General features: G+C 60.3%; 13 protein-coding genes. 8 read left to right on the top strand and 5 right to left on the bottom strand.

What is annotated here, in order from left to right:
• Window positions 1-17: 17 nt before the first annotated feature.
• Window positions 18-2,444, bottom strand: a complete 2,427-nt coding sequence (locus tag CJ187_RS03660; protein WP_102215707.1) for a DNA gyrase/topoisomerase IV subunit A — start codon at window positions 2,442-2,444, stop codon at window positions 18-20.
• A gap of 69 nt (window positions 2,445-2,513) precedes the next feature.
• Between CJ187_RS03660 and CJ187_RS03655 the strand changes: the two genes are divergently transcribed.
• Window positions 2,514-3,629 (top strand): alkaline phosphatase family protein, encoded by a 1,116-nt coding sequence (locus CJ187_RS03655; protein ID WP_102215708.1) that lies wholly within the window; start codon window positions 2,514-2,516, stop codon window positions 3,627-3,629.
• Between the two features lie 67 nt (window positions 3,630-3,696).
• Here the strand turns inward: CJ187_RS03655 and sepH are convergent, their stop codons facing one another.
• Window positions 3,697-4,881, bottom strand: a complete 1,185-nt coding sequence (sepH, locus tag CJ187_RS03650; RefSeq protein ID WP_102215709.1) for a septation protein SepH — start codon at window positions 4,879-4,881, stop codon at window positions 3,697-3,699.
• Window positions 4,882-5,062: 181 nt separating this feature from the next.
• Between sepH and CJ187_RS03645 the strand changes: the two genes are divergently transcribed.
• The 4 genes from CJ187_RS03645 to CJ187_RS03630 are packed head-to-tail and all read left to right on the top strand — an operon-like array spanning window position 5,063 to window position 7,057.
• On the top strand, window positions 5,063-5,362 hold the full coding sequence (locus tag CJ187_RS03645; protein ID WP_102215710.1) for a DUF4193 domain-containing protein: 300 nt from the start codon (window positions 5,063-5,065) through the stop codon (window positions 5,360-5,362).
• 56 nt (window positions 5,363-5,418) lie between these two features.
• Window positions 5,419-6,084, top strand: coding sequence for a DUF3710 domain-containing protein (locus CJ187_RS03640; protein ID WP_102215711.1), 666 nt, complete (start codon window positions 5,419-5,421; stop codon window positions 6,082-6,084).
• 2 nt (window positions 6,085-6,086) lie between these two features.
• On the top strand, window positions 6,087-6,374 hold the full coding sequence (locus CJ187_RS03635; protein WP_102215712.1) for an OB-fold nucleic acid binding domain-containing protein: 288 nt from the start codon (window positions 6,087-6,089) through the stop codon (window positions 6,372-6,374).
• Window positions 6,371-7,057 (top strand): DUF3159 domain-containing protein, encoded by a 687-nt coding sequence (locus CJ187_RS03630; protein WP_233187271.1) that lies wholly within the window; start codon window positions 6,371-6,373, stop codon window positions 7,055-7,057. The genes CJ187_RS03635 and CJ187_RS03630 overlap by 4 nt, the downstream gene beginning before the upstream one ends.
• 36 nt (window positions 7,058-7,093) lie before the next feature.
• On the opposite strand, the gene CJ187_RS03625 is transcribed toward CJ187_RS03630, so the two are convergent.
• Both CJ187_RS03625 and CJ187_RS03620 read right to left on the bottom strand, forming a co-directional pair.
• Window positions 7,094-7,777, bottom strand: a complete 684-nt coding sequence (locus tag CJ187_RS03625; protein ID WP_102215713.1) for a potassium channel family protein — start codon at window positions 7,775-7,777, stop codon at window positions 7,094-7,096.
• Between the two features lie 2 nt (window positions 7,778-7,779).
• Complete coding sequence (locus tag CJ187_RS03620; RefSeq protein ID WP_102215714.1) at window positions 7,780-8,430, bottom strand: potassium channel family protein; 651 nt, start codon at window positions 8,428-8,430, stop codon at window positions 7,780-7,782.
• Window positions 8,431-8,526: 96 nt separating this feature from the next.
• Here CJ187_RS03620 and CJ187_RS03615 point away from each other — a divergent pair, with 96 nt between their 5' ends.
• From CJ187_RS03615 to acnA, 3 genes are all read left to right on the top strand, one after another.
• Window positions 8,527-10,386: an amino acid permease gene (locus CJ187_RS03615; protein WP_146003035.1), complete on the top strand. Its 1,860-nt coding sequence runs from the start codon at window positions 8,527-8,529 to the stop codon at window positions 10,384-10,386.
• Between the two features lie 2 nt (window positions 10,387-10,388).
• Entirely contained in the window at window positions 10,389-11,657 is a 1,269-nt protein-coding gene (locus tag CJ187_RS03610; protein ID WP_102215716.1) for a class I SAM-dependent RNA methyltransferase, read from the top strand.
• A gap of 147 nt (window positions 11,658-11,804) precedes the next feature.
• Complete coding sequence (acnA, locus tag CJ187_RS03605) at window positions 11,805-14,603, top strand: aconitate hydratase AcnA (RefSeq protein ID WP_102215717.1); 2,799 nt, start codon at window positions 11,805-11,807, stop codon at window positions 14,601-14,603.
• On the opposite strand, the gene CJ187_RS03600 is transcribed toward acnA, so the two are convergent.
• Entirely contained in the window at window positions 14,595-16,517 is a 1,923-nt protein-coding gene (locus CJ187_RS03600; protein WP_233187272.1) for a chloride channel protein, read from the bottom strand. The genes acnA and CJ187_RS03600 overlap by 9 nt on opposite strands.
• Between the last annotated feature and the right edge of the window lies 1 nt (window position 16,518).

Below are 16,518 nucleotides of genomic sequence, written 5' to 3'. Positions count from 1 at the left end.
GCGGTGCAGTGGCGCTGTTAGGAAATGCGTGCGATCGGGCGGTCTAACCCCACGCCGGAACCATCCCGGTGCTCATTCACGGGAGGTAGCGATACCGCTTTCCCGTTCTCGTCGGATGCAATTGCAGTGCCCGCACTGATCCCCGCCAGGCACAGCGCCGTCTCGGACTTCAAGAACCGGTGCGCACGCACGCCTTTAGTGGCCCGTCCCTTTGTGGGGAACACGGCGCCGGGCGTAACCTTCACGCTCGACTGCATCGCGTCTGCCAACAGGCCCGCGTCACTCGTCGCAACAGTCACGATCTGCGCCTCGTCCATATTCACAAACCCCGCGGCAATCACCTGCGCATCCGCGGACACGCTCATCCCCGCGACACCACCGGACACTTGCCCCTGCGGGCGAATCTTAGCCGCGGGCGTGCGCAACAGCTGCGCATCGGAAGTAATCATCACCACGTCAGCCTCATCGGGACACGGCGCCGCGTAGACCAGTGCATCCCCTTCAGCCAAGCGAATTACCTCAAACGTATCTGCCTTCGCAAACTCGGGACGCATCCGTTTCACAACGCCGCGGCGGGTAACGAAACCTGTAACCGACGCCGAAGCCAAATCCACCAACCCTACGGCATCAACCGGGGTGCCCAGGAGGCGGGAAACATCCACGGCCGCTGCGAAAGACACGTTCTGCGCGGTCCGTGCCACGGCTGGCAGAGACATCACGTCCACGCGATGCAGCACGCCCGCAGCGTCAACGACCCCAACTTGCCCGCGTGTGCGCGAACCAACCTGCACTTTGAACGTGTCAAAAGGCGAACGCGCGCCCGTAAGATCCAGCTCATCCCCGCCCGAAACGCGCACCAAGCCACGGTTGGTCAGCACCACCCGGGTGGGTTCATCGGGAATCTCCAATGGGACAGAGGTATCGATCGCCACCGTCGGATCCGCAGCCTCAGATTCCAACACAATCGTCCGCCGAGGAGTACTCAGGCGCTTCGACACCTCGGTCAGTTCATCGCGCACCATGTTGCGCAACAAAACTTCGGAGCCCAACACCTCGCGCAAAGACGCAATTTTTGCCTCAAGCTCATCGCGTTCGGACTCTAACTCCAGGCGTGAGAACTTAGTGAGGCGACGCAAACGCAACGAAAGAATATGATCCGCTTGAACTTCAGACAGGTCAAAGGCCACCATCAGGCGAGAACGAGCTTCATCAACGGTTTCGGAAGAGCGGATAATTGCGATCACATCGTCGATATCCAAAACCGCCACCAGCAGGCCTTGGACCAGGTGTAGGCGCTCGAGCGCCCGATCTAACCGGTATTGACTGCGCCGGCGGACGACGGATAAGCGGTGATCTAGGTACACCTCCAGCATCCGCTTTAACCCCATCCGTTCCGGCTTCCCATCCACCAGAGCAACCGCGTTGATCGCAAACGAATCCTCCAGCGGCGTGAGCCGGTACAGCTGCGCCATCACCGCCTGCGGGTTGAAACCGGTTTTCACCTCGATAACTAGCCGTACCCCGTGGTGACGGTCCGTTAGGTTAGTGACGTTAGAAATACCTTTGAGCCGTTTCGCATTCACTAGATCTTTGATGCGTTCAATAATGCGTTCGGGCCCCACCATGTACGGCAGTTGCGTCACCACTAGACCTTGTTTACGGGCCGTGACGCGTTCAACGTCAATTTTTGCGCGCACCCGAAACGAGCCGCGACCAGTTTCGTACGCCTGCGCAATCCCGTCGGTTCCGACAATAATCCCGCCTTCAGGGAAGTCGGGTCCGGGAATAAAGTGCATGAGGTCCTCGGTGCTCGCCTGCGGGTTTTCCAACAGGTGGCACGCTGCTGCGACCACTTCGCCCAGGTTGTGCGGCGCAATGTTCGTGGCCATTCCCACCGCAATCCCAGACGCGCCATTAACCAGGAGGTTTGGGAAACCAGCGGGCAGCACTTCGGGTTGCATCAGGCGGTTGTCGTAGTTCGGAACCTGGTCGACCACGTCCTCATCCAGGTCCGCCACCATATCCAAAGCGGCGGGGGCTAACCGCACTTCCGTGTACCGCGGCGCAGCTGGACCGTCGTCTAGGGAACCGAAGTTGCCGTGCCCATCCACGAGCGGTAACCGCAGGTTGAAGGGTTGGGCTAAGCGCACTAGGGCGTCGTAAATCGCGGAGTCACCGTGCGGATGCAGTTTCCCCATGACCTCACCGACCACGTTCTGGGACTTAACGTGACCGCGATCTGGCCGCAACCCCATTTGCGACATTTGGTACAGGATCCGGCGTTGAACGGGTTTACAACCATCCTTCGCATCCGGTAGCGCGCGGGCGTAAATAACGGAGTAGGCGTATTCCAAGAAAGACGTGCGCATTTCAGACGACACGTTCACTTCTACGATGTGTTCCGCTATGGGGGCGCTCGACGCTTTGGACGCAGTTTTCGACATAAAGTAGATTGTGGCAAATTAATACTTAGGAACACTTATTCCACGCCGGTAGGAAGCAGAAAGACATCAATGCCACATTCGCGTACGGCCCCACTGATAACCGACATTCTCCCCACCACATTGCGATCTTTAGGTAATCCACTTGAGGACAATCGCGCCTCGGTGGTGGCCTTGGGCCAGCAGTTGGGGCTGGGTGCGGAACGAGGGGTCGTGGTGGTGCTCGTGGACGGGTTGGGATACCGGAACCTGGTGGATTCGCTGGCCCACACCCGGTTTTTACGGGCCCGCAAAGAGGACATTATCTTGGGCCACACCGTGTTGCCGTCTACTACCGCGGCGGCAATCACATCGTTTGGCACCGGTCGGCAGCCGGGGGCGACCCGCATGGTGGGGTGGTCGGTGAAAGATGGGGCTCGCACTACCGTGTTGATTTCGTTTGAGGGGGCGTCGCAACCGCCGAGCCGGTGGCAGCCCGTGCCGACCCTGTGGGAGCGGGCGAAGCGCCGCGGGTTGGAAAGTGCCGTGGTGTCCGACCCGAAGTTCGCGCATTCAGGGTTAACCATGGCAGCATTGCGAGGCACTCGGCATGTCGGTGCGCGCACTTTAGAACAACGAGTGGACACGGCCGTGGAGCTAGCTAACCGGGGGCAAAAACTGATCTACCTGTACTGGGGGCAGTTAGACCACGCGGGCCACAAGTACGGGTGGCGGTCCGCGCAATGGCTGGCGCAACTGGAAGAAGTGGATTCGGGCCTGCAGCGTCTAACCGATCGGCTTCCCGCTGGCTACAGCGCGGTGTTAACCGCGGATCACGGGATGATTGACGCGGACCCTCAAGAGCGCTGGGATCTGGCGGAACAACCACAACTGCGCGATGGCGTAAGTGCGATTGCGGGGGAGGGCCGGTTCGTGCACCTGCATGCGGACCGCGATCCAAACGGGGTGCTGCAGCGGTGGCGCAGTGTTTTGGGTGGCTCCGCACGGATCGTTCCTAAAGCCCATGCGCCGCGCGTTATCGGGAACGGGCCGGGGAACAATCTGATAGGGGATGCGCTAGTGCTGGGGCGGGGCGCCACCACTATTGTGGATTCACGCCATCAACCCGACGGGATGGTCCACTTGCGGGGCGTGCACGGATCAGACAGCGCGTGGGAGAGCGACATTCCGATTCTGCGTCTGCGGTAGTTACCTGGAAAGAACTCGCGGCGCCACCTGCGATAAGGCAGCAACCGCGAGCTATGTGCGCCGGCGTTTACTTAGAGCCGAACACGATTTCGTCCCATGAGGGAACCGAACGGCGTTTCGAACTGCGCCGCCGCTTGGGGGGCCGCTCAGAATCTGCGGCCTTCGCCCCCTCCTTTTCAATACCTTCAAATCCGGGTAGGGACGCCCCCCGGTCGTCACTGCGCGAACCCGAGCGTGCCTCATCCTCACCGGCATGCTGAGCCCGTTGCTTCGCCCGCTCTCGCCGCGACGGTAATGGGGACGGACGGTTTGCCCGTTTGGACGCGGATTCACCCGTCTGAGCGCGTGCTTCACCAGGTGAAGTGGAGAAGTCTTCCGCAGCGGCATCATCACCCGCAGAATTTCCGCTACTAGTTGCAGTGCGATCCGCGGACGCGGTTTCCTCACCCGGTTCCTCATCCTCATCTGGGAACTGCGGTGGATCCTCCTGATCCGGCGCGTTCAATGCGAAAATAGGGGCGATAGGGGAATCCTCATCCTCATAAATCTCCACTCCCATCCGCTTGCCGCGAGCAGCAGTGAGGGTGTCGAGAATCTGTTCCACATCCTCACCGGACGCAGACTCACCGGGACGGTTAGACGCGTGTGAGCGGCTGGGAAGCGGTTCAACGTTCGGCGCGGCCTGCGCCGGTGAAACCGTTTCGGTGAGCCAATGCGCTTCTTCATCAATCGCCCGTACCACGCGGCCCATCGGGGTTACCTCCCAGGTCGCCCGGTTCTCGCGCGCATCCTGGACGAACAGCAACTGAAGTTCCCACGGGTGGTCGCCGCGCCGGTAGGCCCGCCATTCAAACGACGTGGCACTAACCCCGCGGGTTGCGAGCCGGTCGATGCACAAATCCTGTAGCGACGGGGCGTCATCAGCCCCACCCACCGGGCCGCGGAGGGCACGCGAAATAATGTAGTTCTGCTCCGCCCGAACCGGGGAGAGGAACCGGTTGATCCGCACCACATCCACGTTGTACTCAGACGAAATCTCTTCGGGCTCCATTCCGGCGCGCAACAGTTCTTGAATCTGCCGCGGACTCAAGCCCGCCCCACGCTTAGGCATGGACTCCAGCTGGATGGATTCTCGCCGAATCGTGGCTTTCAGTGCGTTATCAATAGGTACGGTGTAGCGCGTACCCCCTTCGTCTGTGAAAACTAGCTGCGTACCGTCGGAATTGGCACCGAGCAGTTCTAGTTCAATCATGCAACCTCCCTTGCCCCATAGTGAAGCATGCCAGTATTAGAGCCATTTTACTTTCTCCACTGCGCGCGTGTCGCCTTAGCGTTCGCATTGACACACTATTTGGTGTTAATATCCCGGCGCGACACCTTATTATCTAAAGTAACGTCTGTGTGCATACACAGCTGGGAAGAACGAGGACACGATGGCTACAGATTACGATGCCCCCCGCAAGAATGACGATGAAGTTTCGGAAGATTCCATTGAGGAATTGAAGAGCCGTCGTAACGATACGGGCTCGAATGTCGTGGATGAGGACGAGAATGAAGCCGCTGAGGACTTTGAACTGCCCGGCGCGGACTTGTCCAACGAGGAATTGACGGTGCAGGTTGTGCCGCGTCAAGACGACGAGTTCACGTGTTCTGAGTGCTTCCTGGTACACCACCGGTCTCAACTGGCGTATGAGGAAGACGGGCTCATGGTGTGCACTGATTGTGCGGAATGACCACACCTTGAGATGATGGAGTGGTTCCGCTACTAGCGTAGAAGAGGCGATTTGGAATGGGGTTTTTCCGCCGGAAGAAACACCGGCCGACACACCAGCAGTCACACAGTGCTGCGGATGCGAACGGGCTTGAGGAGGAGTCGGCGCAGCGCGCGGATTCACCTGCGGCCACTGAGCAGTCACAGCAGGCCGGGCCACGGGATATCTCGCAAGTGCGAGAAATTAGCGAATCCCACTTAGACTTCGGACCCATACTCGTGCCCGCAATCGCGGGAATGCAGTTGCAGGCCATTAAAGGGACGGGCGATGAGAATCTAATCACCCACCTGGGAGTTGTCCTAGGTGCCTCCGCCGTACAATTACTGGTCGCTGCGGCGCCGCGCAGCGGAGGGGTGTGGGACAACCTGAGGGTGGAAATGAGTGAGCAACTCAAAGAGCAGGGGGTTCGGGTGCGTGAAATAGACGGCCCGTGGGGAACCGAACTGCAAGTTAAAGCGCCTGTACGTAACGAAGACGGGGGTGTGGGCACGTCAATCTCTCGGGTGATCGGGATTGAAGGGCCACGCTGGTTCCTCCGCGTCGACGTGCTGGGCCCCGCCGCATATGAAGAAGCTGCGATGCGCGAAGTGGAGCCGCTGCTGAACAACCTGATTGTGCGTCGCGACGACGAGCCGCGCCCACCCATGTCGATCTTGCCGCTGCAGCTTCCGAAAGCGCAGTAGCGGTGGGAACAGCACGCGCCCACATCAGAGACATTGTGCCGCGCGAACACGTGAGCGTTGCCGGCACCGTGGTGGCAATAACGTTCCCCGCCCAGGGGACGAACCGGCAGGCATACGTGTATTTGAAAGACCCGACGGGCACGTTGGTCATCACCTGGTCGGGGCGCACTAATGTGCCGGATATAACGGTGGGAAGTGTGCTGCGAGTTGAAGGGCTCCCAACGCAGTCTGAACGCCAGATGATAATGCAAAACCCCAGTTATGAACGGATCACGGAGCGTGAACTGTGAGCGAAAACAAGGTACAGTCCGCGGCCGGTGACCTACTGGCCGGCGGCGAGTTCAACATGTGGCGCTCGGTCGGTGGTTGGCGCGGCGTGGTGGAATCCACTCTGCCGGGCCTGATGTTCGTAGTGGTCTACATCGCTACCGGACAGTTGAAGGTCACGTTGATCTGCGCGGCCGTGTGCGCGCTCGGGCTGATTGGGGTGCGGCTGCTCACCCGCCAGTCCGTGACCTATTCGCTTTCGGGCTTGTTCGGCGTGATGCTGGGCGTAGTGTGGGCATGGTGGTCCGGTCGGGGAGAGAACTTCTACGCCATCGGATTAATCACCGCAGCCGTCTACGCGGTAGCGATCCTGCTGACTATCGTGTTGCGCACGCCCATAGTTTGCTGGGCTCTCGCCTACGTGTGGCAACTTCCGGCGCGTTGGTGGCGAACCGCACAGTACCGGCCGTTGGCACGCGTGGGCTTGTCCCTGTCGTGGATGTGGTTCGCCCTGTTTGCCTTCCGCCTTGCCGCACAACTACCACTGTGGCTCAGCGGACAGCTAGTTGCCCTGGGAGTAGTGAAGCTCGCTGTTGGCCTACCCCCGTTTATTTTGTGCGCGTGGGCCACGTGGGCGTTCTTGAGGGCGTGGAAAACCCCGGCGCAACAGCTCGCCGCCAGCAATGCTGACTCCCCGAGACAGTAACCGCCCCCAGGCCGCTAGCTTTCTTCCGCGGTACTGCTAGCCCTCTTCCGAGGGGATCGCACCGAGCGCTACCTCCACCTCACGCTGCAGGTCGGGCACGGGGGAGTACAGCAAGAGCACAAGTTCATCCCCGGGTTTGAGTTTAATATCAGCGGGTAGATCAACCGGAATATCATCGCGCAGCAACGTCAGCACCCGCGCGTCCCCCGGAAGGTTAAGTTCGTCAACGCGGCGCCCACTTGCCGCACTGTCACTCGGCAGCGTGTACGCAAACAGGGCCGCTCCCGCCTCATTAAATTTAAATAAGCGAACCAACGCACCCACAGACACCGCTTCTTCTACCAGCGCAGTCATCACCCGGGGAGTTGACACGGGCACGTCCACACCCCACGTGTCGTTAAACATCCACTCGTTCTTCGGATTATTCACCCGCGCCACCACGCGCGGAACCCCGAACTCAGATTTTGCGAGCAAAGAAATCACGAGGTTCGACTTGTCATCGCCCGTTGCAGCCACCATCACGTCGCACGAATCCGCATGCGCTTCCGTCAGTGCCTCAGGCGAACACGCGTCCGCCAAAATCCAATCTGCCTGCGCAACACTAGCCACCCGCATCTGGTCTGGAAGGCGGTCAATTAGCGTGACCTCATGATCCTTCGCTAACAGCTCCCGGGCGATGGAACGGCCAACTGAACCCGCGCCAGCAATCACAATCTGCATGTCTACGTCAGCTCCTGAGGGTCGCGGGTAAGCACTTCACGCACCGGAACCGAATCGGTACCCGCCATCGCAAAAACTAGTTCGTCGTGCTCCTGGAGGATGTCTCTCGGATCCGCAACCCGCATACTGCCAAGCCTAGAGAGAAACGCTAACCGGTGGCCAACGAGCTTCTCAATCTGCGCAAAATCCAACCCGTACCACGCCGCTGTGGGCCGGGCCCGCACCAACGACACCTGCCCGTCCGCATTCACCCACTCAACCCACGCGTCCGGCGGCATCATCCACCGCAACACAGCCTCCGTGGTACGCCGCACCGTCGGCACCGTGGGGATCCCCATGCGTTCGTACACCGCAGCCCGCGACGGATCATAAATCCGGGCTACCACCCGGTCGATCCCAAATGTTTCCCGCACCACGCGAGCGGCAATAATATTCGAATTATCCCCATTAGAAACCGCTGCGAACGCGTACGCATCGTCGATCCCCGCCTGGCGTAGCGTGTCGCGGTCAAACCCAACGCCGGTCACCCGCCGGCCGTTGAACGTGGGATCCAGGCGGCGGAACGCATCCGGATTCTGGTCAATAATAGCCACGGAGTGCCCGCGCTCATCCAACAGCGTCGCAAGCGTGGTGCCCACGCGTCCGGCTCCCATAACTACAAAATGCACACCTCTAAAATACCAACTTTGAATCCACACGGGTAAGGGACGCGTGTCTTCCCCCTTCTGAGCGGCTAAACTAGTGGCATCATGGCGAAATCCTCGAGCATCAACACGCTGGCCCGCACGCGCTCCTCCCACACTCGGCCACTGGCAAACGTGGCGCGAGCAAGCGCAACCACCAGCATGCTCCTAATAATTCCGCTCTGGCACGCGAACGCCACCTTGAACGTCCTGCAGCCCCTCGGGTACTTAGCGATCCCCGGGGCGTTGTGGATGACGATTTTTGCAATGCCGTTCGTGATCATCATGGCGTATTCGGCAACCGGAATTTACCGCGCGCGTTCACGCCACACCGGTGACTTCGCATTCACCTCCGACACTCTCGGACACCGGTGGGCAGTGCTGAATGCCGGTGCCCTCCTAGTTGAACACGCAGCCGCGTTCGCTCTAGTCGCGGCCACCGGTGCGCTCGCGGTCGTCACCGCCGTCCCCGCGGCCGCTCCAATGCGAGTGCCCATCGCCCTGTTCATAGCTATCGCGGTAGCTATTACCGCCTCTTTGCGCACCACTCGCAACTACCGGTTAGCCGCCGCGATCGCGATAATCGCGTTCGCCCTCATGGTGTTCTACGGCATGATCGCAATGAACGTGGCTCCCGTGTTCGCCGGGGCGCCGTCCGAATCCCTCGAACGGGTGCGCGCAGCCGTGTCCGCGCAAGACACGGCAACGATCCCACTCGCACTCCTGTCATGCTTCGCTATCTGCCTCTCACCCGCGGTTTTCCTGCGCCACCTAACCAGCGACCTGCGCAGCTTCACCCGCCCCAGAGCCTACAACGCGGGCGTGTTCATCAGCGTGTGCGCAATCGCAATCAGCCTGCTATTAATCGGCGTGGCATTTGGCATCGCAGACGTAGACTCGCACTACCTAGTGCCAGACTCCGGCGCACTCATCGGCGCTCTGCGAGCCATCAGCGTACCCGAATGGCAAATAAGCATATTCGCCTTCGCACTCGCCCTCGCAGCACTCACCGCCGCTCGCAGCCTCGTGGACGGTGCCACTGACCTGGTGGACGAACTCTCCCACGCCCACCTGCTTCCAGAAAACGCTTCGCGCGACATGCGAGACACCGGCCTGATCCCACTGGTATACACCGCCGTCGCCGCAATCATCCTCATTGGTTTTAGCGGACAGGTACACGCCATTGTCCCGCTGGTCGTACTCCCCGGATTCGTCTCATATGCCCTCACGCGGTGGGCATCGGTGAAGCACTGGAAAACAAACCTGCGTCTAGAAGGCCACCCTCACGAGAGGAGAGTTATGAAACGAGCCCGCATAGGAGCGTTCGCCGGGCTACTGACCTCACTGGTAGCACTCGTAGCCACCGTGGTCGCGGACGCGGTCAACGGCGCGTGGATTGCCGTGGGGCTACTCGCAATCGCATACGTGATCCTGTACCTCTTTCGACGCTACGACGTGAACGAACGGGTGCACGCAAGCGAATCCCCAGTGCCGCTGGGGGAACACGCGGGCCGCATCCACGCCCTAATCGCCGCCCCCGACTTCGGACCAGCCACCATCCACGCCGCAAAACTCACCGCCGCAATGCGCCCATACCGCGTGGAATACGTACACGTAGACGAAGGAGGAAGCGACCTGGAAGATACGTACCAAGCGTGGAAACAAGGCCGCAGCGACATCGACCTCACGCTTCTAGCGGCTTCCGGTACCCGCTCCGCACACGCCTTCATCGACCACGTCCGCCGCATCCGCGCGGGCCACCCCGGGCAACTCGTTAACGTCGTCGTCCCCCACGCGCAGCTGCGCACCCGGCTGCGCACCCGCACCTACAACCGACAAAACCGGTACCTCAGGCGAATACTAATGCGCGAACCCGGAGTGGTCGTCAGTACCATCACGTGGAAAACAAACGGTAAGGAATCGTAACCATGACACTACTAACCAACCTAGAAATCCTCCGCCCCGCACACGGCGGCACCTGCATAACGCACACGCCAGACGGGCGAACCGTGTTCGTAAGCGACACGCTCCCAGGCGAAGTAGTAGACGCGGAAGTGACCCAAGAACGCTCAAAAATAGCATTCGCAAGGGCCGTGAACATTCACAAAACGAGCCCGGACCGGCGCCCGCACATCTGGCCCGAAGCCCACGCCGAACACGTCGGTGGCGCCGACCTGGGACACGTCACCGAACCGGCCCAACGGCAATGGAAATCCGCGGTAATCACCGACCAGCTGCAACGCATCGGGGGACCAAAAACCCTCAAGCACATTCAAAACATCCTGCCGAATGGAAAACTCGCCGTGCAAGCGGCAACCGGCGACGAAACCGGGCTCGCACTACACCGCCGAACCCGCGTAGATTTCGACGTGACGCGCGACAAACAACTGGCGATGAGCCGCGAAGGAACCAACGAACTCATCCCAATAGAAACCATGCCGCTCGCGGACGAAGCGCTGCTCGACCTGGGGCTCTTTACGGATCCGAAGTGGCGGGAACGCTACCGCATCAGTAAACGCGTGCGCGCGGTGGCGCCAAACGCGGGTGGTAGACGCGTTGCCATTGGAAAACAGGTGTTCAACGCCCAGGGGCGGCGCGTCCAGCCGGTGGCGACCTGGAAGGTTCAGTACCACGACCACGAAACCTTCTTTGACGTGCACGTGAACGGCTTCTGGCAAGCACACCGAGCAGCGCCCCACGACCTCGTGCACGCCGTAATGGAGGCGGCGAAACCCCAGCCCGGAGAGGTCGTCCTGGAACTGTATTCGGGCGCGGGGCTGCTGAGCTATTTCCTGGCCAACGCCGTGGGGCAATACGGACGGTTCGCCTCTTTGGAAGGTGGGAAGCAAGCGGTCTTGGATGCGCGCTACAACCTGCGGGGGATGGACACGCCCATGGACCTGCGAAGCGGACGGGTAGATGGCCGCAGCGTGCTGCGCGCCTGGTCTGAGTTGGAGCAGCGCCCCGACTTAGTAGTGCTGGATCCGCCGCGCACAGGTGCGGGACGCGAGGTCACCGCCGCACTGGCAAGCATTGCTCCGGCGCGCGTCGTGTTGGTGTCGTGTGATCCAGCGGCGGGTGCGCGCGATATTCACAATCTCATTTCGCGCGGCTACGCGGTGGACCACTTTGAGGCATTGGACCTATTTCCGCAAACGCATCATGTTGAAATTGTTACGAGTTTACGCAAAATCTGACGCATTCTCCCGAGACGCGACTGTTGAGTTAGGGCCGTAAACCGCACGGTTTTGCGGATACTTAGACGCGTGTGTGCTTTTCTGATACGTTAAAAGTATCTTGATGTCGAGATAGTTCGTGTTTGTGAACACATGTGAGGAGAGACTGTGAGCACGCTCGATTCGTTTCATGCCCGCGACAGCATTGAAGTGGGGGATAAGACCTATGGAATCTACCGCCTGGGCGCTGTAGACGGGTTCGATCACCTGCCGTATTCACTGAAGATTTTGGCGGAAAACCTCTTGCGCAACGAGGATGGGAAGAACGTGACGAAAGAGCACGTTCAGGCGTTGTCGCAGTGGGATCCGCAGGCGGAACCGGCCACGGAAATCCAGTTCACGCCCGCCCGCGTAGTGATGCAGGATTTCACGGGGGTTCCCTGTGTTGTCGATTTAGCTACTATGCGTGAGGCTGTGGCTGAGCTCGGTGGGGATCCAGATAAGATCAACCCGTTGAACCCGGCGGAGATGGTGATTGACCACTCGGTTGTGGTAGACGTGTTCGGGCGCGAGGACGCGCTGGAGCGGAACATGGAAATTGAGTACGAACGCAACCGGGAACGCTACCAGTTCTTGCGTTGGGGCCAGGGGGCGTTTGAGAACTTCCGGGTGGTTCCCCCGGGCACCGGGATTGTGCATCAGGTTAATATTGAGCACTTGGCGCGCACCGTATTCGCCACCAAGGATGCCGAGGGAAACCCGATCGCGTACCCGGATACGTGCGTGGGCACGGATTCGCACACCACCATGGTGAACGGTTTAGGCGTGCTCGGCTGGGGCGTGGGCGGGATTGAAGCGGAGGCCGCGATGCTCGGCCAGCCCATTTCCATGCTCATCCCGAAGGTCGTTGGGTTTAAACTATCCGGCCAGATCCCGGCGGGGGCAACCGCTACGGACGTGGTGTTAACGATCACCCAGATGCTGCGTGAACACGGCGTGGTCGGCAAGTTCGTGGAATTTTACGGTGAGGGCGTGGGAGCCGTTCCGCTGGCTAACCGCGCCACGATTGGGAACATGTCGCCGGAGTTCGGCTCTACCGCCTCAATTTTCCCGATCGACGACGTGACGCTGGACTACTTACGACTGACCGGTCGGGATGAAGAATCCATCGCGCTGGTGGAGGCGTACGCCAAAGCGCAGGGGCTGTGGCACGACCCTGCCCACGAGGTGAAGTACTCCGAGTACCTGGAGCTTGACCTATCCACCGTGGTACCTTCAATCGCCGGGCCGAAACGGCCTCAGGATAGAATTAAACTGTCGGAAGCGAAACAGTCTTTTGCGGGTACGTTGCCGGATTACATTTCCGGTAAAGGATTGGAAGAAACGGAACTGGACCGCAACCTGGAGGCATCCATGGAGGCGTCCGACCCGGTTGCACCTGCCGGTTCTGAGGACGAAGTGAAACCCGTGGAGGCAAAGCAGTCGACGAAGCGGCCCCACCACCGGGTAGATGTGACGCTCGACAACGGGACTAAAACACAGTTGGACCACGGGCATGTGGTGATCGCGTCGATTACGTCGTGCACGAACACTTCGAACCCGTCGGTCATGATGGCAGCTGGCCTATTGGCGAAGAACGCGAACGAAAAAGGGTTGAAGTCGAAGCCGTGGGTGAAGACTTCGATGGCTCCCGGCTCCAAGGTAGTTACCGAATACTACGATAAGACGGGCCTGTGGGAGCACTTGGATGCGCTCGGATTCAACCTCGCGGGCTACGGTTGCACCACGTGTATTGGGAACTCCGGTCCGCTGCCAGAAGCGATTTCAAAGGTCGTTAACAGTGAGGACCTGACGGTCGTGTCCGTGCTATCTGGGAACCGTAACTTCGAGGGGCGGATCAACCCGGATGTGAAAATGAACTACTTGGCATCGCCACCACTGGTGATCGCCTATGCTCTGGCCGGGACCATGGATTTCGACTTCGAAACCCAGCCATTGGGGCAAGACCAGCAGGGCAACGACGTGTACTTGAAGGACATTTGGCCCGATCCGGATTTGGTGCAAGAAACCATTGACGCAACACTGAGCGCGGACATGTACAAAGAGAAGTACGCGGACGTGTTCAAGGGTGACGAGCGGTGGCGGTCCCTGCAAACCCCGAAGGGCGCAACCTTCGCGTGGGATGAGGACTCCACTTACATTCGCAAGGCCCCGTTCTTTGAGGGCATGCAGCGCGAACCCGAACCGGTCAAAGATATTGAGGGCGCGCGAGTACTGTTGAAGCTCGGTGACTCCGTTACTACCGACCACATTTCGCCAGCGGGCTCGTTCAAACCGGACACGCCCGCCGGGCAGTACTTGGTGGAAAACGGGGTGAAACGTAAGGACTTCAACTCGTATGGTTCCCGCCGCGGTAACCACGAAGTGATGGTGCGCGGCACGTTTGCGAACATTAGGATCCGCAACGAACTTCTAGACGGGGTAGAAGGCGGTTTCACTCGCGATTTCACGTCTGAGGGAGCGCCCCAAGTGTCGGTTTACGAAGCTGCGCAGCGTTACGCTAAAGCGGGCATTCCCCTCGTGGTACTGGGAGGGAAGGAGTACGGTTCCGGATCCTCACGCGACTGGGCAGCGAAAGGTACTTCTCTGCTCGGGGTCAAAGCGGTGATCACGGAGTCGTTCGAACGCATCCACCGGTCCAACCTGATCGGCATGGGCGTACTGCCACTGCAGTTCCCCGAAGGGGAAGACCGCAACACGCTGGGGCTCGACGGCACGGAAACGTTCGATATCCACGGGATAGAAGCGCTCAACTGCGAAATCCCCGACACGGTGGCGGTAACTGCGCACCGCGAAGATGGTACGGATGTGCAGTTCGACGCCCGCGTGCGGATCGACACGCCCGGTGAGGCGGAGTACTACCGCCACGGTGGGATTTTGCAGTACGTGCTGCGACACCTACTGTAAACCGTTGTCGCGTTGACGCTGGCGCTGGCGGGCCAAACGCCTGCTGCGCCAGCGCGACCCCCAAGACGACGGTTCGTTACGCGCTGCAACGGCGCGGCGCTGCTCCCGATACAGCCGGTCAACCAAGTCTCGGCCACCTATCCACCCCACCAGGTGCCCTTCCGGATGATCTGGCTCACCCGTTGCCACGGGCTGCACCTGCCCTGTGGAATCATCTACTTCGAGCGCGTGGCCGGCCGCAGAAATAACTGCTACGGCACTGACTCCAGACTGCGTAATGGCCTGCAATATTGAGGAAGGCAACGCGGTCGTGGGCACGCTCGAGGGGTGTAGCTCGAGCGCATCTACCCGTGCTTCGGGGGAGTGTCCACTTTGCCGCCAACTCGTCGCATCCAACGCGGTTACTACCCCAAGAAAACGCCCCTCCCCATCGGTCACGGGCAGCGCCTGGACGTGCTCCTCGCGCATCAAAGAAACTGCCCGGGTAATCGTGTCATCGCACTTCAGGACAGCTGGGGGAGCGGTCATAATCTTCGCCGCCGGTTGGACTCCCAGCAGGGTGTGACTCGCTGGGTCGTCCAAAATATCGCCGCGCCGACGCAACTTCTCGGTGTAAATTGTGGCGCGCGTGAAGAACCGCGACGCCCCAGTCGCTATCACAACTGCGAGCATCATGGGCAAAATCAGAGAAAACTGCGAGGTCATCTCCACAATAATCAGCACCGCGGTGAGCGGTGCGCGGGCAGCACCCGCGAACGCCGCGCCCATGCCAATGACCCCAAACATCGCTGGGGAAGTATCGGTATAGGGCGAAACCACCTGTCCGAATGCGGTACCTACCATCGCCCCGATGAACAGCGTGGGGGCGAACACGCCACCGGAACCACCCATTCCGATGGTGTGTGCCGTAAACAGGATCCGCGCGAGGGCGAGCACGAGCAGGAACCAAATCGAATACTGCCCCATTAAACCGCTGAGCTGAATGGGGTAGCCGGAACCGTACATGTACGGGAAAAACACGAGGCCCACACCCAGAGGGAGCGCGAACACGGCGGCGCGCGACCAGCCTGGAAGTGGGACGTAGCGCGTGATGTGGGCCCAGACCCAGTCCAGACCGTCTTCGACCGCGTAGAGGATTTTTGAAAAACTCATGCCCACCAGCCCGGCCACCAACCCGACGACAGCCACGAGCACGAGGTTGATTTGAGACCCCAGGTCCAAGGTGGTCGATAGGTCAATCAGGGGAACCGTGCCGTACACGGAACGCGCCACAATCGAAGCAACCACCGCGGAAATCACGACGTACCCGAAGGTTTCGGCTGTGAACTGCACGAGGATCACCTCGAGTGCAAAAATCGCCCCCGCCAGTGGAGCGTGGAACGTTGCCGCAATCCCAGCAGCAGACCCGCAGGCGGTGAGGATAATGATTCGGTTCGTGGGCAGCTGAGCGAGCCGACCGATGCGTGAGCCCAATGAGGCGCCTACTTGAACGATCGGCCCTTCCCGCCCAGCAGAGCCACCCCCACCTATCGTGAGGGCAGATGAGAGTATCTTGACTATCGCGACGGTGCCGGGGATCCGTCCGCCACGCCGGCGCACTGCCAGCATAACCTCGGGAATCCCATGGCCTTTCGCGGTAGGAGCCCACTTGGCGATCATCGGCCCGTAAATGAGCGCGGAAATCACGGGGACGAAAATGAGGAACCAGCGTCCAATGTGCAGCTGGGCGTGCGGCGCCCACGGGTGCACCGTGTAGTCGAACGCCCCGGTCATGAGGAATGACCAGCCTTCGATACTTAAGTTGAACGCGACAGCCGCCAACCCTACTACGAGGCCTACGAACGCGGTGGCTAACGCAAACGCGCTGCGGTGGCCCGCCACCAGGCCGCGCACCGCACGCGCGAATGCCTTCAAG

It is taken from the genome of Gleimia hominis, assembly GCF_002871945.2.
Classification (GTDB): Bacteria; Actinomycetota; Actinomycetes; order Actinomycetales; family Actinomycetaceae; genus Gleimia; species Gleimia hominis_A.
The sequence above is the reverse complement of the archived record's forward strand: the minus strand, read 5'-3'. Positions and strand labels throughout refer to the sequence as shown.

Excerpts from the sequence above, each read along its gene's own strand:
- CJ187_RS03615 (WP_146003035.1), top strand. The coding sequence starts at position 8,527 with ATGGCGAAATCCTCGAGCATCAACACGCTGGCCCGCACGCGCTCCTCC.
- sepH (WP_102215709.1), bottom strand. The coding sequence starts at position 4,881 with ATGATTGAACTAGAACTGCTCGGTGCCAATTCCGACGGTACGCAGCTA.
- CJ187_RS03620 (WP_102215714.1), bottom strand. The coding sequence starts at position 8,430 with ATGGGAGCCGGACGCGTGGGCACCACGCTTGCGACGCTGTTGGATGAG.
- CJ187_RS03640 (WP_102215711.1), top strand. The coding sequence starts at position 5,419 with ATGGGGTTTTTCCGCCGGAAGAAACACCGGCCGACACACCAGCAGTCA.
- CJ187_RS03625 (WP_102215713.1), bottom strand. The coding sequence starts at position 7,777 with ATGCAGATTGTGATTGCTGGCGCGGGTTCAGTTGGCCGTTCCATCGCC.
- CJ187_RS03655 (WP_102215708.1), top strand. The coding sequence starts at position 2,514 with ATGCCACATTCGCGTACGGCCCCACTGATAACCGACATTCTCCCCACC.
- CJ187_RS03645 (WP_102215710.1), top strand. The coding sequence starts at position 5,063 with ATGGCTACAGATTACGATGCCCCCCGCAAGAATGACGATGAAGTTTCG.
- CJ187_RS03610 (WP_102215716.1), top strand. The coding sequence starts at position 10,389 with ATGACACTACTAACCAACCTAGAAATCCTCCGCCCCGCACACGGCGGC.
- CJ187_RS03660 (WP_102215707.1), bottom strand. The coding sequence starts at position 2,444 with ATGTCGAAAACTGCGTCCAAAGCGTCGAGCGCCCCCATAGCGGAACAC.